The sequence below is a fragment of the Nocardia sp. FBN12 genome (genome assembly GCF_054031145.1).
Map to the genome: position 1 here is coordinate 727,244 of NZ_CM132926.1, position 23,046 is coordinate 750,289.

A 23,046-nucleotide genomic window follows, 5' to 3' on the forward strand; every position below is an offset into this window, starting at 1 on the left:
CGCAGTCGGTGGCGTAGTAGTTTTAACCCCATGGTCCGGCCACCGACTGCCCGCTCCGCTGTACCCGGCGTCGGCCGGCTCGGTTTGCTCGAACCGGCAGCGGCGGACTCACTGCACCAGCTCGGCTGGGACAACGTCGACGGTGTACCCGTGCTCTGGGCACTGTCGCGTTCGCCCGATGCCGATCTCGCCCTGTCGACGCTCGTGCGGATACGCGAATCGCTCGAAGACGCCTGGCCTGAACTGGATTCGGCGATCCGGTCCGATACCACCCTGCGCGGCAGGCTGTTCGGGTTGCTCGGGTCGTCGACGGCGTTCGGCGACCACCTCGTCGCCGTCCCGGACGCGTGGAAAGTGCTGCGTCAGAACGAACTTCCCTCCCGCGACGAGCTGATCGCCGATCTGCTCGACGCCGTGGACGCGACACCGGAGACCGGACCCAACGCGGGACCGATGCTGTTCCGCGCCGGTATCGCGGGTCCGGAAGCAGTGGCGTTGCTGCGCAGCAGATATCGCGATCAGCTGATGCTGCTGGCAGCGGTCGACCTCGCCTCCACGGTCGAGAACGAACCGGTTCCGCCGTACCTGGTGGTCGGCAAGCACCTGTCGGATCTGGCCGATGCCGCGCTCACCGCCGCCCTGTCGGTCGCGGTGGCCCGGGTGTGCAAGGACGGCCCGGTGCCGGTGCGCCTCGCGGTGATCGCGATGGGTAAATGCGGTGCGCGCGAACTGAATTACGTCAGCGATGTCGACGTGGTGTTCGTCGCCGAACCGGCCGACGCGACCGCGACCCGGTTGGCCGCGGAGATGATGAGCGTCGCGAGTTCGGCCTTCTTCGAGGTCGACGCCGCGCTGCGCCCCGAGGGCAAAGCGGGCGCCCTGGTGCGCACCCTCGACTCCCACCTCGCCTACTACAAGCGGTGGGCGCGCACCTGGGAGTTCCAGGCGCTGTTGAAGAACCGGCCGATGACCGGCGATCTGGAACTCGGCAAGCAGTACCGCGACGCGCTGATGCCGATGGTCTGGACCGCGTCGGAACGCCCCGACTTCGTCGCCGACGTCCAGGCCATGCGCCGCCGAGTGGAGGACCTGGTCCCCGCCGACATGCGCGAGCGCGAACTCAAGCTCGGCGCGGGCAGCCTGCGCGATGTCGAATTCGCTGTACAGCTCCTGCAATTGGTGCACGGCCGGGTCGACGACGCGCTGCACGTGACCAACACCGTCGAGGCGCTGACGGCCTTGGCCGCGGGCGGCTACGTCGGCCGCGACGACGCCGCCAACCTCGCCGCGTCCTACGAATTCCTGCGCCTGCTCGAACACCGCCTGCAGCTGCAGCGGCTCAAGCGCACCCACACGCTGCCCGCCGCCGACGACGCCGACGGCATGCGCTGGCTCGCCCGCGCCGCCCACATCCGCCCCGACGGCCGCCAGGACGCGGTCGGCGTGCTCGACACCGACATCCGTCGCAACGCCGTGCGGGTGCGGCGCCTGCACGCGAAACTCTTCTACCGTCCGCTGCTCGACGCGGTCGCCCGGATGGACTCCGACGCCCTGCGCCTGAGCCCCGACGCCGCCGTCCGCCAGCTCGCCGCCCTGGGCTACGGCGCACCGGCCAACGCGCTCGGTCATCTCAAAGCACTCACCGGTGGCGTCTCGCGCAAGGGCCGCATTCAGGCGCTGCTGCTGCCGACGCTGCTCGAATGGCTCGGTGACACACCGAATCCCGACGCGGGCCTGCTCGCGTACCGGCGCGTGTCCGAGGGGCTGGACGACCAGATCTGGTTCCTGCGCGAACTCCGCGACGAAGGCGCCGTCGCCCAACGTCTGATGATCGTGCTCGGCTCCTCGGAATATCTGCCCGACCTGCTGATCAACGCCCCGGACACGATCCGGATGTACGCCGACGGCCCCGGCGGTCCGCAGCTGCTCACCACCAAACCCGAAGATGTCGCCCGCGGCATGCAGACCGCGGCGGCCCGCTACGACGACCCGAAACGCGCTGTCGCGGCGGCACGTTCACTGCGCCGCCACGAGCTGGCCCGCGTGGCCTCGGCCGACGTGCTCGGCATGCTCGACGTCCCGCAGGTGTGCGCCGCACTGTCGTCGGTCTGGGTCGCGGTACTCGAGGCGGCACTGAGCGCCGTCATTCGCGCTTCCGAGGCCGAACGCGGCGCGCCGGCACCCGCCGACTTCGCGGTGATCGGCATGGGCAGGCTCGGCGGTATGGAACTGGGCTACGGCTCCGACGCCGACGTGCTGTTCGTCTGCGATCCGCGCCCCGGCGAGGACGAGGCCACCGCGGTGAAATGGGCCAACGGGATCGCGGAACAGGTCCAGCGGCTGCTCGGCGCACCGAGCGTCGATCCGCCCTTGCAGGTGGACGCGGGCCTGCGCCCCGAGGGCCGCAACGGGCCGCTGGTTCGCACGCTGGCCGCCTATCAGGCCTACTACGCCCAATGGGCCCAGCCGTGGGAGGTGCAGGCGCTGTTGCGCGCCCACCAGGTGGCAGGCGATCAGGATCTGGGCGTGCGTTTCCTGCACGTCATCGACCCGATCCGTTATCCGGCCGGCGGTGTTTCGGAGGAATCGGCCCGCGAGATCCGCCGCATCAAGGCCCGCGTCGACTCCGAACGCCTCCCCCGCGGCGCCAACCCGTCCACCCACACCAAGCTGGGCCGCGGCGGTCTCGCCGACATCGAATGGACCGTCCAGCTCCTGCAGCTGCGCCACGCGCACGAGGTTCCCGCCCTGCACAACACCTCGACCCTGCAGGCCCTCGACGTCATCGGGGCCGAAGGCATCCTCGAACCCGAAGACGTCGCGCTCCTGCGCGAATCGTGGATCACTGCCACCGCCGCCCGCAACGCCCTGGTCCTGGTCAAGGGCAAACCCACCGACCAGCTCCCCGGCCCCGGCCAGCTGCTGTCGGCGGTCGCCCGGGTAGCAGGCTGGCCCAACGACGACGGCAGCGAGTTCCTCGACACCTACATGCGCATCACCCGCCGCGCGAAAGCGGTCGTCGAGCGCGTATTCGGGGGCGAATGAGGACATGAAAAAGCCCCGCACCACTGGTGCGGGGCTTTTTCAGTTCACGCCGAAATCAGATGGCGCGGACGTCCTGGGCCTGGGGGCCCTTCTGGCCCTGGCCGACCTCGAACTCCACCCGCTGTCCCTCTTCGAGGGACTTGAAGCCCGAGCCGCCGATAGCCGAGTAGTGAACGAAGACGTCGGGGCCGCCTCCGTCTTGGGCGATGAAGCCGAAGCCCTTTTCGCCGTTGAACCACTTGACGGTGCCTTGAGTCATGTTTTAAAAGTCTTTTCCGTAGGTGAGCCATGGCGATCACTTGCGATCAGCCCAGTCTCAGCAACCCAGTATGCCATACTCGCCAGCAAACCGCGCCTTTCGGGTCGCCACACCGGAATGTGGGCGGAGTTTGCCGTGGCAGACCGGTGTGTCGCGGCCGCAGGCAACCGATGTGTGCGCGCTTTTCCCATCAGGTCGCGGACTGTGTCAATCTGGGCACCATGGGTGAGATGAACAGTGGTCACGTCGACCTGGCAATGCGAGTGCTCGACGCGCACGTGGCGTTCACCAAGCAGCAATTGCGCGAACCAGAGGGCTTCCTCGAGTTCGTCACCGAGGAGGTCGACGGCGCGCTCGACCAAGCCGCGGTGCTGACCCTCGCCGAGGCGGTCACGCGCGAGCAGATCAAAGCGGTCGCGCACAAGTTCGCCGTGCAGGTTCCGGTGGAGGGCGCGATTCCCGAACTCGTCGGTGAGATCGCGACGCGGCTGTACAACCATCGCGCCAATGACGAGATCGAGGTCGGCGAACTAGTCGACAACCGCCGGTTCGACGAGCTGATCGACGCTGTCGCCGATCTGGATCTCACCCACCGGCTGGTCCGGTTGGTGCTCGACAGCCCGGTCACCGTCGACGCGTGCGTCGAGGCGGTCCAGCGTGCGGTGGTCACCGCGGTCGACGACGGCTTACACCCCGACGGTGGCGGCCTGACCCGTTCGCTGCGCAGCGCCCTGTCGAGACTGGCCGAACCCGCGATGCCCGCGATCGAGAACGGCGTCGGCAGGCTCACCCGCACCGGCGCGCGATTCGTGCTGCGCGGCAACAGCGGTGATGCCGACGACGTGCTGCTGGACAGTGCCCGCGAGACCTGGCGCAAGCACACCGGCGACGCGGTCGGCTCGTTCCGCGAACTGGTCTCGGCCGACGATGTCGAAGACATCGTCGTGCTCATCTTCGAATTCTGGCGCTCCTTCCGCGATACCGACTACTTCCACGCCCTGCTCGACGAGGGCATCGACCACGTTTTCGACAAATACGGCGACACCCCCCTTGCCGAATTGCTGGCTGAGCTGGGGGTGGGGCGCGCGGAGATGATCGAGGAGGCGCTGCGTTTCGGTCCGCCGGTCCTCGAAACACTCGACGAGCGCGGGTATCTCGACACCGTGTTGCGGCGCAGGCTGGCTCCGTTCTATGCCTCGCAGGCTTTCCGGACCGCCGTGTCCGGGATGGAGTAGAAGCGCCAGTTCCGTTCGGCCGCTGGCATGTCGGGATGTGTCGGTACGATCCGTGCAACGATGGGGCGCTTGTCCGCCACCGGATCTCGATCGAAAGGCTGCCGTGACACGTCTGTCCACCCTGCTCGACCAGATCGACTCCGGTGCTGTGCTGTTGCCCGAATTCCAGCGTGGGTACGTGTGGAACCGCGACCAGGTCCGTGGACTCATGCGGTCGCTGTATCTCGGGTATCCGGTCGGTGGATTGCTGGTGTGGGAGACCGGGTCCGAGGAGATCGCGGTGCGCGGGTCGACGACCGGCTCTGGGCTGCGGCAGTTGCTGCTCGACGGGCAGCAGCGCATCACCACGCTCTACGGGATCGTGCGCGGGACGGCGCCGTCGTTCTTCGAAGGCGACGAGATCGCCTTCACCGGATTGCATTTCGATGTCGAGCGTGAGTTGTTCGAATTTCAGGTGCCCGGTCGCGATACCGCGCCGGCCTGGATCGATATCACCGAATTGTTCGCTCAGGGCCCGATGCACTACCTGGCCAGGTTCCCTGACGAGTCACCGGAAACCCTTGCCCGCTATCTCGATCGGCTGAACAAGGTTCGCGAGGTCACCAACCGCGAGTTCAATGTCGAGACCATCACCGGCTCGGACCGCACGGTCGACGAGGTGGTCGACATCTTCAACCGGGTCAACTCCGGCGGCACCAAACTGTCCAAGGGCGACCTCGCCCTGGCCACCCTGTGCGCGCAGTGGCCCCAGGCTCGCGGCAACCTGCGCGACCACCTGATCCGCTGGGACAAGGACGGCTACACCTTCACCCTGGACTGGTTGCTGCGCAACGTGATCGCGGTCGGCAACGGGCGCGCGCACTTCGACGCGCTGGGCGATCTGGCGCCCGCGGAATTCGAGCAGGCACTGGTGGACACCACCAAGCAGGTCGATACCTTCCTCGATACCGTGGGCGGCAGGCTCGGTCTCGATCACGACCGAGTCCTCATGGGGCGCTACGCGATTCCCGTGATCACCCGGCTGCTGTTCCTCAACGGCGGCGGCTTCGACGACGATCTGCACCGCGATCGAGTGCTGTACTGGTACGTGCACTCCGCGCTGTGGGGCCGATTCAGTGGCTCCACCGAGACGTTCCTGCAACAGGATTACGACACCCTCGAACGCGGCGGGATCAACGCGCTGATCGGCTCGCTGGAACGGCTGCGCGGCGGCTCGCTCGACCTGTGCGCCGACGATTTCGCCGGTGCCACCCGCGGTTCCCGGTTCTATCCGCTGCTGTACATGCTGACCCGCGTCGACGGTTCGCGCGATCTGGGCACCGGCTCGGAGCTCGGCATCGAGCAGTTCGGTGAGCGCACACCGGTGCAGGTCCACTACCTGTTCCCGAAAACCCTGCTGCGCGACGCCGGTTACGAACGCAACGAGATCAACGCGATCGCCAACTTCTGCTTCCTCAGCCCCGGTTCGGAGGCCGAGCTCGGTGAGCGCGAGCCCGCCGACTACTTCGCCGAGATGGAGCGACGCAACCCGGGTGTGCTCGCCTCGCAGTGGATTCCGACGGACCCGGCGCTGTGGCGGGTGGAGAACTACCGAGAGTTCCTGCGGGCGCGCCGCAAACTGCTCTCCACCTCGGCCGACGCCTTCCTGGAGAAGCTGCGCACCGGCAAGCTGCACCGCCCGACCCTGCTGACGGTGGGTGTGGCCGGGGTGACCATCGGCGATCCGGCGGTGGACCAGGTCAACGCGCTGGTCGACGACCTCATCGCCGACGGCTTCGGCTTCCCGCTGCTCGACAGCGAGGTCTCCGACCCGGTCACCGGCCGCGAACTCGCTGTCGCCGAAGCCTTTTGGCCCGAGGGCCTACAGCCCGGCGTCGGCATGCCGGTGGTGCTCGTGCTCGAACCGTCCAACGCCGACCTCACCCGCTTCGCCCAACTGGGCTACGCGGTGTTCACCTCCGTCGACGCCCTGCGCGGTTACGTCGACAACCTGCGCGTGGAGGCCTCCGGCGACACCGGCTTCGACGGCCCGGCCGCCGACCTGGCCGTGCTGGCCGACCGCCTGCCCGCCACCTGGGTCGGCAACTCCGAACAGGTCTGGTTCCGCTTCGCCTGGAATCAGCTCGAGAAGGACCGGGTCGAGGGCCCCGACGCTCACCTCGGTCCCGAACAGCTCGCCCTGCGCTACATCGCGCTGTGGGCGCTCACCCGCACCTTCTACATCCACGCCTTCGACCAGGGCAACCCCGGCGAATGGCGCTACTTCCTCGGCGACGCGATCGGCCCGAGCCCGCTGGTCCCACGCGCCTGGCTGGCCCAGCGCGCCGTGGAGTCCGGTGCGCTGGCACCCGGCATGCCCCCCGGAGACGAGGACATCGCGATCGCGCTGGTCCACGGGGTCATCGAGACCGTCGACGAGGTAGCCACCGCCCTGTCGCACATCCTCGGCGGCCCCGGTCTCTTCGCGTCCCTGTGGGCGTCGGCGGGCGCCGCCGAGCACTACGGCTACCCCCTGTCCACCGACCAGATCAACGACCTCATCAACCAGGTCGTCAACGACCCCCAGTCCCGAAAGATCCAGGCCTACAACTGGATCGAGGCAGGCCTGCCGCTCTAGCGCTGACCGGTCGCGCGCTGAAAGGTCGTGACGAAATCGGTCAGCGCGGTGCGGTCCTCGATATCGGCCGGTCGATAGCCGCGGTCGGCCTCCACCGTGATCGTGGTGCCCGCGCTGACGGACAGTTCGTCCCAGCAGACCGGGAGAACCGGGAGTTGGACGGTGCGCTCGCCGATGGTGATGGTGATCGCCGAGGTGTACTTGTTCGCGACGGTCATCAGCTCCTCGACCGCGTGCTCGGTCAGCGGCCCCGCCGCGGTGAATTCCTCGATGTACACCTCACGCCTCCTGGTCGGCGGCCATTGTAGGCCCTCAGGAAGTCCTCATGACGGTCATAAGGGACTCGAAAGTCGCGCCGCTTAGGGTGGCCGCATGATGCGTAAATGGGTGCAGCGAACGTTGCTGGTGCTGGGGTGGGGCGCGGTGGTCGCGGCGGTGGCCGGGATCGTGTTGCATGTGGTGGACTGGCCGCAGAAGTCGATGGTGCTGCTCGCGTCGGGGGCGATGTGGTTGATGCTCGGCGCGGTCGTCGGGCTGGCGTTGTTGCTGCTCGCGCGGGGGTGGCGCAGCTCGGGAGCGGCGGCGCTGGTGCTTGCCGGTGCCGCGTGGTTGGTGGTGCCGTCCTACATTCCGGAGGCCAGGGCCGCCACGGGGCCGGAACTCGTGGTGCTGCAGTCCAACATTCTGTTCGGGCTCGCCGATCCTGTCGCGGTCGTCTCGACGGTGCGTGACAACAACGTCGACGTGCTCACCGTCGAGGAGTTGACCAACGACTCGATCGTGCGCTTGCGCGACGCGGGTCTGGAACAAAGGCTGCCCTACTTCTACTTGGAGCCCGCTCAGTCCGGCGGGGGTGGCACCGGCATCTACAGCCGATACCCGTTGCGCGACATCAAGAAATACGACGGGTTCACCATGAGCAATATCTCCGCGACCATGGAACATCCACAGCGCGGCCCGATGTCGGTGTTCGCCTTTCACCCGATCCCGCCTAATCTCGACTTCGCGGCCTGGTCGGCGGAGATGCGCAAGATCGACGAAATCCTCGCGGCGACAAGTGTGCCCGCGGTCGTCGGCGCGGATTTCAATGCGACACATGACCATTCGGCCTATCGAGCCCTGCTCGACGGCGCCTTCGCCTCGGCCGCCGACCAGACCGGCGACGGTGTCCTGCTCACCTACCCGGCGGATCGCCGATGGGGACCGGTGATCGGGATCGATCACATCCTCGTCGCAGGCGGCGTGGCCGAACAGATCCGCACGCTCACCATCCCCGGCTCCGACCACCGCGCGGTGCTGGCCACGATCCGAATGGACCTGTGACAGCAGTCGTTTACGATGTGATCGCTCGATAGCGGACCGCACGACGGTCCGCGTCATTTCCCGGGGAGGACAGCGCATGAGAAGACATCGGTTCGGCGCGGCCATGGCAGCTTTGGTGAGTATCGGCATGCTCGTATCCGGTTGCAGCGCGACAACAGTCGCCAGCGACCAGGCGCAGCCGGTGATGGACAACCCGTGGGAGGTGGCGGGCGCGGCGTCGTCCACCGGACCCAGCGGATCGCGCCCCGGTGTGCCCGACACCGACAAGAAGGCCGAGAACGGCGACAACGGCAAGATCGACAAGCTCGCTCTCAACGCCATCGCCGACATCGAAGAGTACTGGCAGACCGAGTATTCCAAGACCTTCCGCGGCAATTTCAAGCCCGCCTCGAAGTACATCTCGTGGTCGGCGAAGGCGCCGGAAGCGGAGTCGGTGCAGTTCTGTAAGAGCAGCACCTACAAGCTGGTCAACGCGGCGTACTGCCCGCTCGACCACACCATCGGCTGGGACCGCACCGTCCTGCTGCCGCTGCTGGTCGACAAGTACAAGGAGATGTCGGTGGTGATGGTGCTCGCCCACGAGTACGGGCACGCCATCCAGTCCCAGGCCGACCTGCTGCGCGGGCTCCTCACCGACGCCCTGGTGAAGGAGCAGCAGGCCGACTGCCTGGCCGGTGTGTTCCTTCGCCATGTGGCAGAAGGCAATTCGAAGCACTTCACGCTCAACACCACCGACGGCCTCAACGGCGTGCTCGGTGCGACCGTCGCCGTGCGCGACCGCGACCCCAATGATCCCGACGCCGTGCACGGTTCGGCGTTCGAGCGGGTCACGGCGGTGCAGATGGGATACACCCAGGGCGCCAAGTCGTGCAAGGACATCAACGAGGACGAGATCGAGAAGCGTCGCGCAGGCCTGCCTGTCACCTTCGAAGAAGGGGAGCGCGACGAGCAGCTCCCGGTGAACAAGGACACGCTGACCACCCTGGCCGCCCAGCTGGGCAAGTCGATGCCGGTGAAGAACGCGCCGAAGTTCGACTACGCGGGTGTCACCCGCAACTGCTCCTCGACGACCACCACCGAGCCGGTCTCCTACTGCCCTGGCTCGAACACCATCGGCACCGACATTCCCGCGATGGCCAAGCGCGCGGGCGAGGGGGCCAGTACCAAGGAGGAGCCGCTGTCGGCGGTCGTCACCGGCGACTACAACGCGGCGGCGGTGTTCGTGTCGCGTTATGCCCTCGCGGTGCAGCAGGATCGCAAGCTGTCACTGTCGGGTGCAGAGTCCGCCGGTCTGCGCACCGCGTGCCTGACGGGTGTGCTCACCACGAAACTCAGTGAGCCGGGCAGTGATCCGCGCCTGTCGGCCGGTGACCTCGACGAGGCGGTCTCGGGCCTGCTCGCCGACGGCCTCGCGGCCGCCGACGTCAACGGCAAGGTGGTGCCGAGCGGATATCAGCGCCTGGAGGCTTTCCGCACCGGTGTCCTCAGCGGTGAACAGGCCTGTCTGACCCAGTTCAAGTAGTCAGCGAGACGTAGGCAGCGACCGCAGGGAGCTGAGGGTGTTCGCCACCGCGCGGGCAGCCTCGGCTCCCTTCGTCACGAAGTGGTTGGTGTAGTAGTCCACGTGCTCGCTGTGCTCGTGGAAGTGGTGCGGAGTGAGCACCACCGAGAACACCGGCACATCGGTGTCGAGCTGCACGCGCATCAGGCCGTCGATCACCGCGGTGGCGACGAAGTCGTGGCGGTAGATGCCGCCGTCGACGACCAGGGCCGCGGCGACGATCGCCTCGTAGCGGCCGGTGCGAGCCAGGCGCTGGGCGTGCAGCGGGATCTCGAACGCGCCGGGGACGTCGAACACCTCGACGACCGCGGGGTCGAACCCGAATCCGGTGTATTCGGCGAGGAAGCCCTCGTGTGCCTTGTTGACGATGGAGCTGTGCCAGCTCGCGCGGATGAAGGCAACGGCGCCGGTAGACGTGGTCATGAGTGGTGAGTCTACTAGGTCACCCGAGCGCGAACTTACTGATCGGTAACATGGGCTGTCAGCCAGTCGGTGACATCGCTGAGTACCTGTGGACCCTCGGGTTCGTTGAACACCTCGTGGTAGAGCCCCGGGTAGCGCAGGACTGTCACGTCGACCGAGCCCGCGTCGCTTTCGAGCAGATCGGCGCTCGACGGTGCCGCGATGACATCAGCGGTGCCGTGTAGCACCAGCAGCGGCGCGGTAAGCGCACCGAGCCGTCGCTTCACCAGCGCGGTGTGTTCCAGGATCTCCACGGCGGTGCGCGCGGGCAGTTTGCCGCGGAAGACCAGCGGGTCGTCGTCATAGGCGCGCACCACCTCGGGGTCGCGGCTGATCGTGGACGAATCCAGTGTCAGCACACCGAGATTAGGCGCGAACCGGGTGAGCAGGGGAGCGGCGAGGCGCTGGATCGGGTTGCCGAGCGGGATGTCGAGGGGTGGTGCGGACACCACGACGCCCGCCACGTCGACCGGTCCGCGGGTCGCCAGGTGCAGTACCGCCAGGCTGCCCATCGAATGGCCGAGCAGGAACCGCGGGACACCCGGATGGGCGGCACCCGCGAACTCGAGCAGCGTCGCGACATTGTCGGCGGCGCCCTGCATCGAACCGATATTGGCCGCGGGCCCCTCGGACAGTCCGTGCCCGATGTGGTCGAGCGCGTACACCGCGAACCCCGCGTCGGCCAGGGTGGCGCCGACGTGCTCGTAGCGGCCCGAGTGTTCGGCGACGCCGTGCACCAGCACCACCACCGCGCGCGGGGCCGTCTCGGGTTGCCATGCGCGCCAGGCGATCTTGCCGCCGTGGCCCGCGAACTCGCCCGTGTCCGTCGTCATCGTGGCGCTCCTGTGGCTTCGGGCGCCGCGGCGAGCCGCTCGATCAGACGCCGGTTGAACTCGATCAGCCGAGCGTAGTTGAGTCGTGAGATCCGCTCGTCGGTTCCGTGGATCCGCGCCAGGTCGGCGGGGGTCAACACGATCGGCGCGAAGTTGCAGCGGGTCGTGGCCAAGCCGTCGTAGTGGCGTGCATCGGTGGCGCCGGGAACGATCCCGGTGGTGGTCACGATTCCGGGCACCACGCTCGCGGCCAGCTCGGCGACCAGGTCGAACGCCGGGCCGGGCGGGGTGAACCGCGAGGGCTCCGACGCGGGTCCGACGAGGTCGATCGCCACGCCGATATCGCGGATCACCCGAGCGCAGTGCGCGAGCACCGCCGCCACCGAATCACCGGGCAGGATACGGAAATTCACCAGTGCCTCGGCGCTCTGAGGGAGCACGTTGGCCTTCACGCCGCCGCTGATGACCGTGGGTGCGGTGGTGGTGCGGACGAGGGCCTCGGTGGTCGGGCCCGCCGCCATGATTCTGGTGAGGAGCGGTGCGGCCAGTGTCGCCATCGCGCGCGAGTCGGTGAGTGCGAGCAGCCGGCGTCGCGGCTCGGGAAGTGCTTCGCGCATGCGGGCGAGCATGTCGCTGATCACCGGCGTCAGCCGCAGCGGCATCGGATGATCCTGCACCCGCGCGACCGCGCGAGCCAGCCGTCCCACCGCGGTCTGCTTGCCCGGCATCGACGAGTGGCCGCCGGTCTCGGTGACCGAAAGCCGCACCGTCGCATAACCTTTCTCGCCGAGCATGATGCTGGCCACCGGGCGGTCCACGCCGTCGGCGACGCCCTCGGTGATCACCCCGCCCTCGTCGAGCAACAGTTCCGCGCGCACGTCCTGGTCGCGTAGGTACTCGGCCATCCGCACCGCGCCGCCGTCGCCGAAGACCTCTTCGTCGTGCCCGAACGCGAGGAACATGGTGTGGCGCGGGCGAATTCCGGCTTCCAGTGCCGATTCGACCGCTTCCAGCACGGCCAGCACACGACTCTTGTCGTCGATCGCGCCACGGCCCCAGATGAATTCGTCGTCGACGACACCGGCGAACGGGGGATGGGTCCAGCCGTCTGCGTCGTCGGCCGGCACCACGTCCTGGTGGGCGAGCAGGATCGCCGACACCGTGCCCGGCTCGACACCGTCCCAGCGGTAGAGCCTGCTGTGGCCGAAGGTCGTCGATGTCAGCTCGGCGTGCACGCGCGGGAACGAGGTCTCGAGGTGGGTGGCCAGGCGCGCGAACTCCGTGTCGGCGGTGTGCGCGGGATCCTCCGTCGACACCGTCACGCACTGCAACGCGACCGCCAGCCGCCGGGCGACCTCGTCGTCGACACCCTCGGTGACGGGGGAGAGGGCAGCGTTCTCGGTGATCGGGCGCACCTGCGCCATTGTGGTCTCTGTCGGCGCGGTTTGCCCGCCAAAGGTGCCCGAAACGCCGGGATCGCGGTCCGGTGTGATGCGGTCCGACGCTCCGGCGACGCGCCATCTAAGCTGGCACCATGGCAGGAGGCAAGGGCGGCAAGCCGTCGAAGGAAGCCAGGGCCGCGGCTAAAGCGGCCCGTAAGCAGGCATCACGCGAGCGTCGTCAGCAGTTGTGGCAGGCGTTCAACATGCAGCGCAAGGAAGACAAGGCGCTGCTGCCGCTGATGATCGGCGCACTGGTCGGCACCACGGTGGTCTTCTTCCTCATCGGGCTGATCTTCGACATGCAGTGGTTCCTGCTGCCGCTGGGTCTGCTGCTGGGTGTGCTGCTGGCATTCATCCTGTTCGGGCGCCGCGTGCAGAAGAACGTGTACCGCAAGGCCGAGGGTCAGGCGGGCGCCGCGGCGTGGGTGCTGGAGAACCTGCAGGGCAAGTGGCGGGTCGCCAACGGCGTCGCCGCGACCACCCAGCTCGACGCCGTGCACCGCGTCATCGGCCTGCCCGGGGTGATCTTCGTCGCCGAGGGTTCGCCGCAGCGGGTCAAGTCGCTCATTCAGCAGGAGAAGAAGCGCACCGCCCGCCTGGTCGGTGACACCCCCATCTACGAAGTGATCGTCGGCAACGAGGAAGGCCAGACTCCCCTCAAGGAGCTGCAGAAATACCTCACCAAGCTGCCGCGCAACATCGATGTCAAGCGGATCGACCAGATCGAGGGCAGGCTCTCGGCCCTGAGCTCACGCAGTGGTCCCGCGATGCCGAAGGGCCCGATGCCCCCCGGCGCGAAGATGAAGGGCATGCAGCGCGCGATCCGTCGCCGCTGAACCGCACTACCGTCTCGAGCCCGTCACCTGATCGCAGGTGACGGGCTCGTGGCGTTTCAGGCGTTGGGTTCGCGCCCGGTCAGCAGCCACAGGATCCGGTCGTAGGCCAGCAGGTGGTAGCCGACGAGCACGGCCGCCGAGATCAGCGCGAGTCGCGGCAGCGAGGCGGCCCAGAGCGCCGCGGCCCCGCCGAACAGCACCGCGAACTCGACGCCGAGTCGCACCGGGCCCGGGACCGGCACCGTCGCGTCGCCGCCGCGGCTCGGATCATCGGGCACCGCGAACGTTCCCCACAGCAGCGCCGCCGCGACCGGCAGCACGACGACGAGCAGATATCGCCAGGGGGAATCGAAGGCACGCCAGCCGAACACTCCGAACGAGATCACGGCGATCAATTCGAGCAGGAAACGCACGGCCAGCATGGCCGGATTCAGTGACACGGCCTGATCGTAGGGCCGCGCGCGACCATGAGCAGGCCCAACGGACGCAGGCGCTCAGCCGGGCTGACCGCTCAGCGGGCGTTGACCAGCGCCGTCCCGGTGGCCCGGTCGTGCATGCCGCGGCCGTCGGCGTCGGTGAACAGCGCAGGCACCACGAACACCAGCAGCACCTGCCTGGCCAGCGCGCGCACGAACCCCACCGCCACCGGTGCGTCGATCCGCAGCACCCGCAGCCGCATGAAGTACTGGCCGGGGGTGAACCCGAACAGCGTCACCGCGGCCACGCCGACCACGAACCACACCAGCAGCGGCACCGACGACGACGCGAAGCTGCGGGTGATCACCGCCGCGATCCCGACCGCGATGAACCAGTCGATGAACAGCGCGACGACGCGGCGCCACGTCGGAGCGAGCGATCCCGCGCCCTCGCGCGGCAGCCCGTACAGCTCACCCGGGTAGCCGGAGATATCCGAGTCGCCGGGTTCGCCCGGGGATCCGGAGAGCCATGTGCCGGTAATACGCGCCATGACACCCAGGATAGAGGCGCGCGATCCGTCGCCCACGACCGCATTAATGGAGGTCACGTCAGCGCGCGATCGCGCGGATGGCAGGATTAGCGTGAAGGTCGCGCCCGGATGGCGGACATCACCAGGCATCCGGTTCGCGTAACACTGGCGAAACACAGCCTTGACTGTTGGGAAACACCGCGTCCTTAGCGTCAGGTCGCGACGAACCCCTTCGTAGCGACTGCTCGCAGGTCGTTCGAAAGGGCCAGCATCGCGACTGGCTGGGAACCGATTCGTAAGGAGAGCAAGTGACGTTCAGCACGGCCGAAGAGGTCATCCAGTACATCAAGGAAGAGGACATCGAATACGTCGATATCCGCTTCTCCGACCTGCCCGGCGTCCAGCAGCACTTCTCGATCCCGGCCAAGGCGTTCACCGCCGACCTGGCGGAAGAGGGTCTGGCGTTCGACGGCTCCTCGGTGCGTGGCTTCCAGTCGATCGACGAGTCGGACATGCTCCTGCTCCCCGACTTCAGCACCGCCCGGATCGACCCGTTCCGCAATGCGAAGACGCTCAACCTGAACTTCTTCGTGCACGACCCGTTCACCCGTGAGGCGTACTCCCGCGACCCGCGCAACATCGCGCGCAAGGCGGAGGAGTACCTGCGTTCGACCGGTATCGCCGACACCGCGTTCTTCGGTGCCGAGGCCGAGTTCTACATCTTCGACGGCATTCGCTACGGCTCGGAGATGAACGGCTCGTTCTACGAGATCGAGTCCGTGTCGGGTTCGTGGAACACCGGCAAGGAGTTCAACCCGGACGGCAGCCGCAACCTCGGCTACAAGGTCCGCAACAAGGGTGGCTACTTCCCCGTCGCCCCGTACGACCACTACGTCGACCTGCGTGACGAGATCTCGACCAACCTGCAGAACGCGGGCTTCGAGCTCGAGCGCGGCCACCACGAGGTCGGCACCGCCGGTCAGGCCGAGATCAACTACAAGTTCGGCACGCTGCTCTCGGCGGCGGACGACCTGCAGCTGTTCAAGTACATCGTGAAGAACACCGCGTGGAAGGCCGGCAAGTCGGTCACCTTCATGCCGAAGCCCCTCTTCGGTGACAACGGCTCGGGTATGCACGTGCACCAGTCGCTGTGGAAGGACGGCAAGCCGCTGTTCCACGACGAGGCCGGCTACGGCGGCCTGTCGGATCTGGCGCGTCACTACATCGGCGGCATCCTGCACCACGCCCCGTCGCTGCTGGCGTTCACCAACCCGACCGTCAACTCGTACCACCGTCTGGTGCCGGGCTACGAGGCCCCCATCAACCTGGTGTACTCGCAGCGCAACCGCTCGGCCGCCGTGCGTATCCCGGTGACCGGCAACAACCCGAAGGCCAAGCGCATCGAGTTCCGCGCGCCTGACTCCTCGGGTAACCCGTACCTGGCCTTCGCCGCCATGATGATGGCAGGCCTGGACGGCATCAAGAACAAGATCGAGCCGATGGCGCCCGTCGACAAGGACCTCTACGAGCTCCCGCCGGAGGAGGCCAAGAACATCCCGCAGGCCCCCACCAGCCTGTCCGCGGTCATCGATCGCCTCGAGCAGGACCACGACTACCTCACCGAGGGCAACGTCTTCACGCCTGACCTCATCGAGACCTGGATCCAGCTCAAGCGCGACAACGAAATCGCGCCGGTCAACCTGCGCCCGCACCCGTACGAGTTCGAGCTCTACTACGACGTGTGATCCTGACCTGCGGGAATGGGCCTGATTAGCCCATCCGGTACGCAGTGATCAGTGCAAAGAATCCCCCCTGGCCTAGCCAGGGGGGATTCTTGCTTTCTGACTACTCGGCGCCGCGACTGGTGAAGTCGAAGGATCCGCCGTCGATACCCCAGGAGATGATCCGTTCGGGGTGGATGCGGATGACCGCGCGTTCCTGGGGCGGGAACGGCGGCTCCTCGTCGTCGAGCGTTTCGGCCGTGCCGCGTACCTCGATGCCGCGAATCACATAGGGCTCCAAGGAAACCTGCTGGTCGATCACGAACGACACCCGGCTACCCGCTTCGACATTGCGGTACTTGCGACTGGCACGCATCCGCATGCCCCCGATGTCGATCGTGCCGTCGGCGTTCACCCGATAGCTGGTCGGATTGTTCTGCACAATGCCGTCGGGCGAGACCGTGGCGAGTCGGCCGATCCCGGCCTCCGCGAGGAACTGCTGTTCATTGCTGGTGAAGGGCACGTCGATACTCCTGGTGAATTCGATATCAGAACAGGATCAGCGCGGCGCACAGGCCGGCGATGGCGATGAACTGCAGGGTGACCCGGTACTTCAGCATGCTGTCCCACTTGTCCTGCAGCGCACGGGCATCGGCCGGAATGATGCCGCTCAGCGCGGCGGCGGTCTGCTGGGAATTGATCGGCTTGGCGATGCGGACGTAGAGGGCGAGCCAGGTGAGCAGCGCCGCCACCGTGATCCCGGCCGCGACAGCGGCGCCGGTCTGCCCGGCCACCAGCGCGATCAGCAGCGTGAGCACCGCGGTGACAATGCCACCCGAACCGACAATCGGCATGCGCTTGTCGCCGTAGTAGTGACCCCACCCCGCGCTGAGGGTGACGGTCGCGTCATCGAGCTTGCGGTACACCGACCGCGTGATCACGGCCGCGCAGACATCTGTGCCATAGACGACGGCATTCGCGAGAACGGCGATGGTGGCGATGATCTGGCCGGTGACAATGAGCATTTGCGGCTTCTCTTTCCTGAAAACTAGCGACGCTAGAAACTGGATCAACGGTAGCATCAGCTCGCTAGCATGTCTAGCGCTGCTAGATTTTGGATCGCGACCGTGGACCGAGTTCGGGCGATCGGCTGCCGCGTGGATCGGCCCTGATCAGTTTTCCGGCGGGTTCGGCTCGCCTTTCGGATTGGGCAGGCGCGCGATGCCGAGCGAAAGGTCAACTCCCAGTGGGCTGGCGCCGCTCTCGAGCTGCTCGCCCCGCACCTCGCGGCTTCGAATCTCCTGCTGGGTGTGCTGGCTCGACGGAGCGAACAGCGCCTGCAACTCCCCGAAAAGCCCCGCGGCACCACCGGAACCGAACTTGCCCCGAGGAGCGATCCAGCCACGCACCTCAGCCAGCACGAACAGCCGGTCGAGGGCGACAGCGAACACCACGATGCCAACAACCATCCATACCAACGGCATATCCACCCCTTACGTCCGCATCCCGACGGTACTCCGGCTGCCGGCATCGGGCCGGTTCCGGCAGCACGGGATGTTGCTCGGCACGCGGTGGCCCGACACGCCCCGGATAATCGGGGCTGGACGTGGGGGCGGGGAGCGGCAATAGTCCGGGGGTGCGATTGGGTGTGGTGGCGGCGCGGGTAGTGGCCGGTGTGGCGTTGGTGCTCGGGATGGTGGCGCCGGCGACGGCCGAGCCGGTGAATGTGGCATTCACCTGGACCCAGGAGTATCTGACCGCGCCTGACGGGACGCGGCTGCACGCGGATATTCTCCGGCCGCCGGGTCTGCCGGCTGACGCGCGGACTCCGGTGCTGATGACCGCCAGTCCGTACCGCGCGCATCTGGCGTACCTGTCCCAGCCCCGGCCCGGTGGCGGACCGTCGATCGAGAACCTGCCGGTCGAGTGGGCGCTGGGCGCCGGATACACGTACGTGATCGTCGATCTGCGCGGCTTCGGTGGGTCCAACGGGTGTCCCGATTTCGGTGGTCCGGGGGAGCAGTCGGATGTGGCGGCGGCGGTCGAATGGGCGGCGAGCAGGCCGTGGTCGACTGGCCGGGTCGGGATGGTCGGGACGTCCTATGAGGGGTGGACCGGGATGATGGCTCTGGCCGCGAAGCCCAAGGGGCTGGCAGCGGTCGCGGCGTTCGAACCGGTCGTCGATGCCTTCTCGTACCTCTACATGCAGGGCACGGCGTGGAAGTTCGGCGGAAAACCGTTGACCGAGGACGGGATTCGCCCCGCCGACACCGCGGGCGCCGAACACCTGGCCATCGCCTCGACCCCCGGTCACCCGGATGACGGCGACGAGTACAAGGCAAATGCGGTCCAGATGACCCAGGATTGCGCCGCTCGCTACCTCGCCCTCACCACCGACCACAACGGCGCCAACCCGGACTGGCGCGAGCGCGACATGGTCGAGGCCGTCCGCGGCAACACCACCCCGATGTTCCTTGGCCAGAGCTTTCTCGACTCCAACACCCGAGCCGACCGCATCATCGATGCGTGGGAAGCCAGAGGCCCCGGCGAGCACCGCGCCTGGTTCGGCCAATGGGGCCACTCGGACTGTCGCGAAAAGTGCGGCACACCCCATTTCGGCGCCGAGCTGTACGCCTTCCTCGACCGCCATGTGGCCGGGGTCGACGTAGCGGTTCCCGGCCCGCCGGTGACCGTCGGCCAGTTCGACGGTGGCTGGCGCGGCGAAACCGTCTGGCCGCCCGCGGATTCCCGTCGCGCATCGATTGCCCTGCGCACCGGTACCTTCCACGATCGCACCCTGCTGCCCGGCGCCGACCGTGAGATCTGGTCGATCTCCGCGCCGGTGACCGAGCCGGTCCACCTCGCGGGCCGCGCTACTGCCGCCCTGACCCTGTCCGGCCCGCCCGAATCGACTGTCGCACTGGAGCTTTACGACATCGCCCCGGACGGCCGCGCCACCGTCATCACCCGCGGCATCGCGCCGGTCCGCCCCGAATCCGGGATCCGGATGATCTGGCAGGACGCCCGCCTGGCCACGGGTCACCGGCTCGGCGTCCGAATCACCAACGCGGTCGACGACGTCTGGTCGCACACCCCGACGAACGCGACCGTCACCGTCACGTCAGCCCGCCTCGACCTGCCCCTGCTCACCACCCCGCGAGAGCTGAATCTCCCTGGCGGCGTACCGATCTGGCATGCACGGTGGCGAACAGAGGAAACCATCGCACTACAGCCGGACATGGTGAACGACCCCGCGCTGCGCATCGAAATACCCGCCTGAGCGGACCGCCGGCTCGGGCGGCATCGGACTGCCTGACAGCGCTGATCAGCTGTCGGCAGTCGCGACGGCGAACTTCTCGCCCCGGACGATGCGCGCGACCAGGTCGGGATGGGTGAGCTGGGGATAGTGACCGGTATCGGGGATGGTGACGACAGGCCGATCGGTCGTCTCGATCAGCGGATCATCCGAACCGACGATGATGTCGACCGGAACTGATACCCGGGCCAGCTTGGCGGCGAGCTCGTCTCGCGAGGCCCCGGCGGCCCGCAAGGCCGCCCACGTGCGCTGGGCGACGCCGGGCCGTCGCAGATCAGCGACCGCGGAGGCGATGGCAGGTCCTTCCGGAATGCCCAGTCGCGCGGCTAGTGTCGCCGTGGGCATCCGCTTGACGACCTCAGCGGCGAGGTGCGAGCCCGTCATTCGGGACGCCCGCTGCTGGAGGAAAGCGGGTGCGATGAGCACGAGCCGTGACACTCGATCAGGATGACGCAGCGCGAATTCGATCGCGGCCGAGGCGCCCAGCGAATGGCCGACGACGACCGGTCGCGTCCGCACCGGTGCCATCAGTTCCGCCATCCAGTCACCGCTCGACTGCGAAGACGCCGCCGAGCGTCCGAGTCCGGGGAGGTCCGCTGCCAGCACCGGGGCATCCAGCTCCCGGGCCACGTGGATCCATGAGTCACTGTTGAGCGGAATCCCGTGCAACAGCACATATTCCGGGTCAGCGTGCTCGCCGCTCAACCAAGTTCCGTTGCGGAAGCCGGATTTCGGTGTGGGCACGACGGTGCCGCTGCGGCCGGCGACGATACCGTCGGCGTAGGTGCGCAGCAGGTCCCCGACCGGCGGATGGCTGATGCCGAGACGTCGCGCAACGACGTCGCTTTCGCTGGTGTCGTACCGATCGGTGCTGAGGAACGACAGCGCTTCGGGATCGGTGTGGGTCACTGCCCGTGGCAGTCGCCGGACCAGCGCGGTCGGCAGCGCGAAGCGCGGCGCCGCAACATGCAGATGGTCGGCGACGAGCCGAATCAGTTCGGGCAGTGCGGGAGTCGCGGCATCGAGCAGTGGATACGACTTGCCGACCGTGTCGGGTTGGGTGGGCAGTCCGGCCATGAACCGGGCCACATAGTCGAGATCGACGACCGGAACGAAGGTGTCGGCGGAGCCGGGCAGTGCGGGCAATCGCCCTCGCCAGAGATTGTCGATCAGGTCTGACAGTCCGAAATACTGACCGGGTCCGAGCACCCCGGCCGGGTTCGCCATGGTCAGCGGGATATTCCGCTCGGCTGCGAGACGCCGCAGCAGAATATCGGCCTCGACTTTCGACGCCTCGTACGCGCCGTTGCCGTAGTCCTGATCACCCCCGGCCTCGACCGCGCGGTAGCCGCAGATATGGACGACACGTCGCAGGTCTGGTTGTCGCGCAGCCCATTCCAGCACATGCACGGCCCCGTCGAGATTCACCCGCCGCGCCACATCCGCGTCCAGTCCGAACTTCATCAACGCGGCCGTGTTGTACACATCGCGCACTCCGTCGATGGTCTCGCCCAGCGCGAGATCTGGTTCGCCGATATCGGTGGTGGTGATCGTCAAGCCCGCAGTGTCGACATCCTGTGCGTCGAGCCACGTCCGAAGCCGATCCTGACTACCCGCACGCAGTGCGGCGGTGACGGTGTGTCCGGTCCGCAGCAGTTCGGCGACCAGCGAGCGGCCGATGAACCCGGCGGCGCCGAAAACGACTGAATCGGTGTGTGCCATTGTGCCCTACTTTCAGTAGACCGATTTACATATTTTCAAGCGATGCATCCAGGACTTGGGGTAGGCGCTCAGATCAGAACGTCGATGGTGTCCGCGAGATGCCGAAGCGGTTGCCGGGATCGATGGGTGCGGGCCAGTACCAGCCCGCCTTCGATCAGGGCGAGCGCGACTGTGGTGATCCGTTCGGGTTCGGGATGGCCGAATCCGGTCAATCGTTCCCGGATGGCCTCCTCCCAGAGCCGGTATGTCGCTGAACAAGCCTGCTGCACAGCCTCATTGGTGGAAGCGGTGTCCAAGGCGACGGTCGCCACCGGGCAGCCGATGGTCCAGTCCGACGCTTCCAGCTGATCGCCCAGCAGGTTCACCATCTTTCGCGCGAAATCCCTGGCGTCGGTCGCCTCGATCGTGCGGATGATCGTCGCGATATCGGTACCGCTCTCGGCCAGCGCCGCGGCCACCAATTCGTCCTTGCCGCCGGGGAAGTGGAAGTACAGCGAACCGCGCGGTGCCCCGCTCTCCTGCACGATCTGGTTGAGCCCGGCGCCGAAATATCCGTGCGATTCGATCAGCGACCGCGTCGCCTTGATCAACTTGCACCGTGTTTCGGCTCCCTTTTTGCCCACCGCCTAAAACTAGACCGATCTGCATATTTTTGCAACCGCTCATCGGTCGCACCGCCGGTTGGTCGCCGTTTCCCCGCTGGCCGACGTCCACGGCCGCTCCGTCAAGAGCGTTGCGGCGGGGAACTTCCCGATGAGGGCCGTGGATTCGACTACGCGCGGCGTGATGTCAGAAGCTCGGCCGCATCCCCGCACAGTCGGTCGATCACAGCGGCCGCAGGCTCGATGTGGGTCACCAGACCGACGCCCTGTCCCGCATCCACGGGCGCGAGTTTGGGATCGTCGACCGCGATCGCCGCGCGAAGACGCTCGGTGTCGGGTACGTCGTCGCCTTCGAGCCGTGACCACGGGTCGGTGAACTCGTTGCGCAATACGCGCGCCGGATAGATCGGTGGCCAGGGCAGATCGAGTGCTTCGTCGAAAGCGGTGGTGACCGTGGTGCTGCTGGAGTCGGCGGCGAGCATCGCCAGACGGGCGGATTCGGGCAGCAGTGATTCCTCGGCGGCGGCCAGACAGGTCCCGAGCCACGCCCCGGCTGCTCCCGCCGCGAGCACAGCCGCGAGTGTGCGACCGGAGCCGATACCCCCGGCGGCCAGGACCGGCACGGTCGCGATCTCGAGGACGGCATCGAGCAACGGCATCAAGGCCAGCCGGTCGGCGCCGTGACCACCGCCTTCGCTGCCGCGCGCCACGAGAACGTCGATCCCCGCATCCTGGGCACGGTGGGCGCCGGGCGCGTCGTACACCTGGGTGACGGCGAGGATGCCTGCGGCCCGTACCTGCGGCACCCAGGAGAAGTCAGTGCTGAAACTGACCGAGATGATCCGTGGACCGGCGGCGATCGCGGCCTCCAGCAGCCCGGTTTCCCGGGTACGAACCCAGTCGACGAGCCCGATCCCGTCCGGCGCACCCGCGACGGCCAGCTCACGCCGCAACGCCGCCACCGACCCCGCGCTACCCATCCCGATCATCCCGAGCCCGCCTGCCGCGCTCACCGCCGCCGCGAGCCGCCCGCCCGCCGCGCCACCCATCGGCGCGTTCACCACCGGCACCCGCAGTCCCATCGATCGCGACCACGGTGTCGACAAGGACTGCTCCGGCATCAGTG

21 protein-coding genes are annotated in these 23,046 nt (G+C 67.5%); 8 read left to right on the forward strand and 13 right to left on the reverse strand.

Features of this window, described 5'->3' with window-relative positions; genetic code table 11:
- The first annotated feature begins 30 nt into the window (after nt 1–30).
- Nucleotides 31–3,045, forward strand: a complete 3,015-nt coding sequence (locus ACWZHB_RS03795; RefSeq protein WP_427906541.1) for a bifunctional [glutamine synthetase] adenylyltransferase/[glutamine synthetase]-adenylyl-L-tyrosine phosphorylase — start codon at nt 31–33, stop codon at nt 3,043–3,045.
- A 55-nt stretch (nt 3,046–3,100) separates the two neighbouring features.
- On the opposite strand, the gene ACWZHB_RS03800 is transcribed toward ACWZHB_RS03795, so the two are convergent.
- On the reverse strand, nt 3,101–3,304 hold the full coding sequence (locus tag ACWZHB_RS03800; protein WP_056821080.1) for a cold-shock protein: 204 nt from the start codon (nt 3,302–3,304) through the stop codon (nt 3,101–3,103).
- Nucleotides 3,305–3,534: 230 nt separating this feature from the next.
- On the opposite strand from ACWZHB_RS03800, the gene ACWZHB_RS03805 reads away from it, so the two are divergent.
- Nucleotides 3,535–4,539 (forward strand): hypothetical protein, encoded by a 1,005-nt coding sequence (locus ACWZHB_RS03805; protein WP_427906542.1) that lies wholly within the window; start codon nt 3,535–3,537, stop codon nt 4,537–4,539.
- Between the two features lie 103 nt (nt 4,540–4,642).
- Entirely contained in the window at nt 4,643–7,156 is a 2,514-nt protein-coding gene (locus ACWZHB_RS03810) for a GmrSD restriction endonuclease domain-containing protein (RefSeq protein ID WP_427906543.1), read from the forward strand.
- Here ACWZHB_RS03810 and ACWZHB_RS03815 read toward each other — a convergent pair.
- Nucleotides 7,153–7,434 (reverse strand): hypothetical protein, encoded by a 282-nt coding sequence (locus ACWZHB_RS03815; RefSeq protein ID WP_427906544.1) that lies wholly within the window; start codon nt 7,432–7,434, stop codon nt 7,153–7,155. The two genes, ACWZHB_RS03810 and ACWZHB_RS03815, sit on opposite strands and share 4 nt — an antisense overlap.
- 94 nt (nt 7,435–7,528) lie before the next feature.
- Between ACWZHB_RS03815 and ACWZHB_RS03820 the strand changes: the two genes are divergently transcribed.
- Together ACWZHB_RS03820 and ACWZHB_RS03825 are read left to right on the forward strand one after the other, a co-directional pair.
- Nucleotides 7,529–8,479 (forward strand): endonuclease/exonuclease/phosphatase family protein, encoded by a 951-nt coding sequence (locus ACWZHB_RS03820; protein WP_427906545.1) that lies wholly within the window; start codon nt 7,529–7,531, stop codon nt 8,477–8,479.
- Nucleotides 8,480–8,555: 76 nt separating this feature from the next.
- Nucleotides 8,556–10,001 (forward strand): neutral zinc metallopeptidase, encoded by a 1,446-nt coding sequence (locus tag ACWZHB_RS03825; RefSeq protein ID WP_427906546.1) that lies wholly within the window; start codon nt 8,556–8,558, stop codon nt 9,999–10,001.
- Here the strand turns inward: ACWZHB_RS03825 and ACWZHB_RS03830 are convergent, their stop codons facing one another.
- From ACWZHB_RS03830 to ACWZHB_RS03840, 3 genes are read right to left on the reverse strand one after another with little or no spacing between them, the layout of a single operon-like run.
- Nucleotides 10,002–10,463 carry a 6,7-dimethyl-8-ribityllumazine synthase gene (locus ACWZHB_RS03830; protein ID WP_266299114.1) on the reverse strand — a complete coding sequence of 154 codons (462 nt, stop codon included), beginning with the start codon at nt 10,461–10,463 and terminating at the stop codon, nt 10,002–10,004.
- A gap of 35 nt (nt 10,464–10,498) precedes the next feature.
- The gene (locus tag ACWZHB_RS03835; RefSeq protein WP_427906547.1) at nt 10,499–11,335 is read right to left on the reverse strand and encodes an alpha/beta hydrolase; all 837 of its coding nucleotides are present in this window, start codon (nt 11,333–11,335) and stop codon (nt 10,499–10,501) included.
- Nucleotides 11,332–12,750: a M20/M25/M40 family metallo-hydrolase gene (locus tag ACWZHB_RS03840; protein ID WP_427906548.1), complete on the reverse strand. Its 1,419-nt coding sequence runs from the start codon at nt 12,748–12,750 to the stop codon at nt 11,332–11,334. Before ACWZHB_RS03840 ends, ACWZHB_RS03835 begins: the two co-directional genes overlap by 4 nt.
- A gap of 119 nt (nt 12,751–12,869) precedes the next feature.
- On the opposite strand from ACWZHB_RS03840, the gene ACWZHB_RS03845 reads away from it, so the two are divergent.
- Nucleotides 12,870–13,613 carry a DUF4191 domain-containing protein gene (locus ACWZHB_RS03845; RefSeq protein ID WP_056821069.1) on the forward strand — a complete coding sequence of 248 codons (744 nt, stop codon included), beginning with the start codon at nt 12,870–12,872 and terminating at the stop codon, nt 13,611–13,613.
- A gap of 56 nt (nt 13,614–13,669) precedes the next feature.
- Here the strand turns inward: ACWZHB_RS03845 and ACWZHB_RS03850 are convergent, their stop codons facing one another.
- Together ACWZHB_RS03850 and ACWZHB_RS03855 are read right to left on the reverse strand one after the other, a co-directional pair.
- Nucleotides 13,670–14,053, reverse strand: coding sequence for a YrdB family protein (locus ACWZHB_RS03850; protein ID WP_427906549.1), 384 nt, complete (start codon nt 14,051–14,053; stop codon nt 13,670–13,672).
- Between the two features lie 71 nt (nt 14,054–14,124).
- The gene (locus ACWZHB_RS03855) at nt 14,125–14,580 is read right to left on the reverse strand and encodes an RDD family protein (RefSeq protein WP_378712540.1); all 456 of its coding nucleotides are present in this window, start codon (nt 14,578–14,580) and stop codon (nt 14,125–14,127) included.
- A 287-nt stretch (nt 14,581–14,867) separates the two neighbouring features.
- Here ACWZHB_RS03855 and glnA point away from each other — a divergent pair, with 287 nt between their 5' ends.
- On the forward strand, nt 14,868–16,304 hold the full coding sequence (gene glnA, locus ACWZHB_RS03860) for a type I glutamate--ammonia ligase (RefSeq protein WP_378907388.1): 1,437 nt from the start codon (nt 14,868–14,870) through the stop codon (nt 16,302–16,304).
- Nucleotides 16,305–16,404: 100 nt separating this feature from the next.
- Here glnA and ACWZHB_RS03865 read toward each other — a convergent pair whose 3' ends face one another.
- The 3 genes from ACWZHB_RS03865 to ACWZHB_RS03875 form a co-directional block, all read right to left on the reverse strand.
- A complete protein-coding gene (locus tag ACWZHB_RS03865) occupies nt 16,405–16,803 on the reverse strand; it encodes a PPOX class F420-dependent oxidoreductase (RefSeq protein WP_427906550.1) in 399 nt (132 codons plus the stop codon).
- Between the two features lie 25 nt (nt 16,804–16,828).
- On the reverse strand, nt 16,829–17,305 hold the full coding sequence (locus ACWZHB_RS03870; RefSeq protein WP_427906551.1) for a DUF1772 domain-containing protein: 477 nt from the start codon (nt 17,303–17,305) through the stop codon (nt 16,829–16,831).
- A gap of 147 nt (nt 17,306–17,452) precedes the next feature.
- Complete coding sequence (locus ACWZHB_RS03875; protein ID WP_427906552.1) at nt 17,453–17,764, reverse strand: DUF6191 domain-containing protein; 312 nt, start codon at nt 17,762–17,764, stop codon at nt 17,453–17,455.
- A gap of 152 nt (nt 17,765–17,916) precedes the next feature.
- Here ACWZHB_RS03875 and ACWZHB_RS03880 point away from each other — a divergent pair, with 152 nt between their 5' ends.
- Nucleotides 17,917–19,560 (forward strand): CocE/NonD family hydrolase, encoded by a 1,644-nt coding sequence (locus tag ACWZHB_RS03880; RefSeq protein ID WP_427906553.1) that lies wholly within the window; start codon nt 17,917–17,919, stop codon nt 19,558–19,560.
- A gap of 45 nt (nt 19,561–19,605) precedes the next feature.
- On the opposite strand, the gene ACWZHB_RS03885 is transcribed toward ACWZHB_RS03880, so the two are convergent.
- From ACWZHB_RS03885 to ACWZHB_RS03895, 3 genes are all read right to left on the reverse strand, one after another.
- Nucleotides 19,606–21,318: an alpha/beta fold hydrolase gene (locus tag ACWZHB_RS03885; RefSeq protein WP_427906554.1), complete on the reverse strand. Its 1,713-nt coding sequence runs from the start codon at nt 21,316–21,318 to the stop codon at nt 19,606–19,608.
- A 68-nt stretch (nt 21,319–21,386) separates the two neighbouring features.
- The gene (locus ACWZHB_RS03890; protein ID WP_427906555.1) at nt 21,387–21,941 is read right to left on the reverse strand and encodes a TetR/AcrR family transcriptional regulator; all 555 of its coding nucleotides are present in this window, start codon (nt 21,939–21,941) and stop codon (nt 21,387–21,389) included.
- A gap of 149 nt (nt 21,942–22,090) precedes the next feature.
- Nucleotides 22,091–23,041 (reverse strand): NAD(P)H-dependent flavin oxidoreductase, encoded by a 951-nt coding sequence (locus ACWZHB_RS03895; RefSeq protein WP_427906556.1) that lies wholly within the window; start codon nt 23,039–23,041, stop codon nt 22,091–22,093.
- Nucleotides 23,042–23,046 lie beyond the last annotated feature (5 nt).

Coding starts and splice junctions, on each gene's coding strand:
- ACWZHB_RS03855 (WP_378712540.1), bottom strand. CDS start 14,580: ATGGCGCGTATTACCGGCACATGGCTCTCCGGATCCCCGGGCGAACCC.
- ACWZHB_RS03885 (WP_427906554.1), bottom strand. CDS start 21,318: ATGGCACACACCGATTCAGTCGTTTTCGGCGCCGCCGGGTTCATCGGC.
- ACWZHB_RS03800 (WP_056821080.1), bottom strand. CDS start 3,304: ATGACTCAAGGCACCGTCAAGTGGTTCAACGGCGAAAAGGGCTTCGGC.
- ACWZHB_RS03795 (WP_427906541.1), top strand. CDS start 31: ATGGTCCGGCCACCGACTGCCCGCTCCGCTGTACCCGGCGTCGGCCGG.
- ACWZHB_RS03870 (WP_427906551.1), bottom strand. CDS start 17,305: ATGCTCATTGTCACCGGCCAGATCATCGCCACCATCGCCGTTCTCGCG.
- ACWZHB_RS03835 (WP_427906547.1), bottom strand. CDS start 11,335: ATGACGACGGACACGGGCGAGTTCGCGGGCCACGGCGGCAAGATCGCC.
- ACWZHB_RS03875 (WP_427906552.1), bottom strand. CDS start 17,764: ATGCCGTTGGTATGGATGGTTGTTGGCATCGTGGTGTTCGCTGTCGCC.
- ACWZHB_RS03830 (WP_266299114.1), bottom strand. CDS start 10,463: ATGACCACGTCTACCGGCGCCGTTGCCTTCATCCGCGCGAGCTGGCAC.
- ACWZHB_RS03825 (WP_427906546.1), top strand. CDS start 8,556: ATGAGAAGACATCGGTTCGGCGCGGCCATGGCAGCTTTGGTGAGTATC.
- ACWZHB_RS03845 (WP_056821069.1), top strand. CDS start 12,870: ATGGCAGGAGGCAAGGGCGGCAAGCCGTCGAAGGAAGCCAGGGCCGCG.
- ACWZHB_RS03805 (WP_427906542.1), top strand. CDS start 3,535: ATGAACAGTGGTCACGTCGACCTGGCAATGCGAGTGCTCGACGCGCAC.
- ACWZHB_RS03895 (WP_427906556.1), bottom strand. CDS start 23,041: ATGCCGGAGCAGTCCTTGTCGACACCGTGGTCGCGATCGATGGGACTG.
- ACWZHB_RS03820 (WP_427906545.1), top strand. CDS start 7,529: ATGATGCGTAAATGGGTGCAGCGAACGTTGCTGGTGCTGGGGTGGGGC.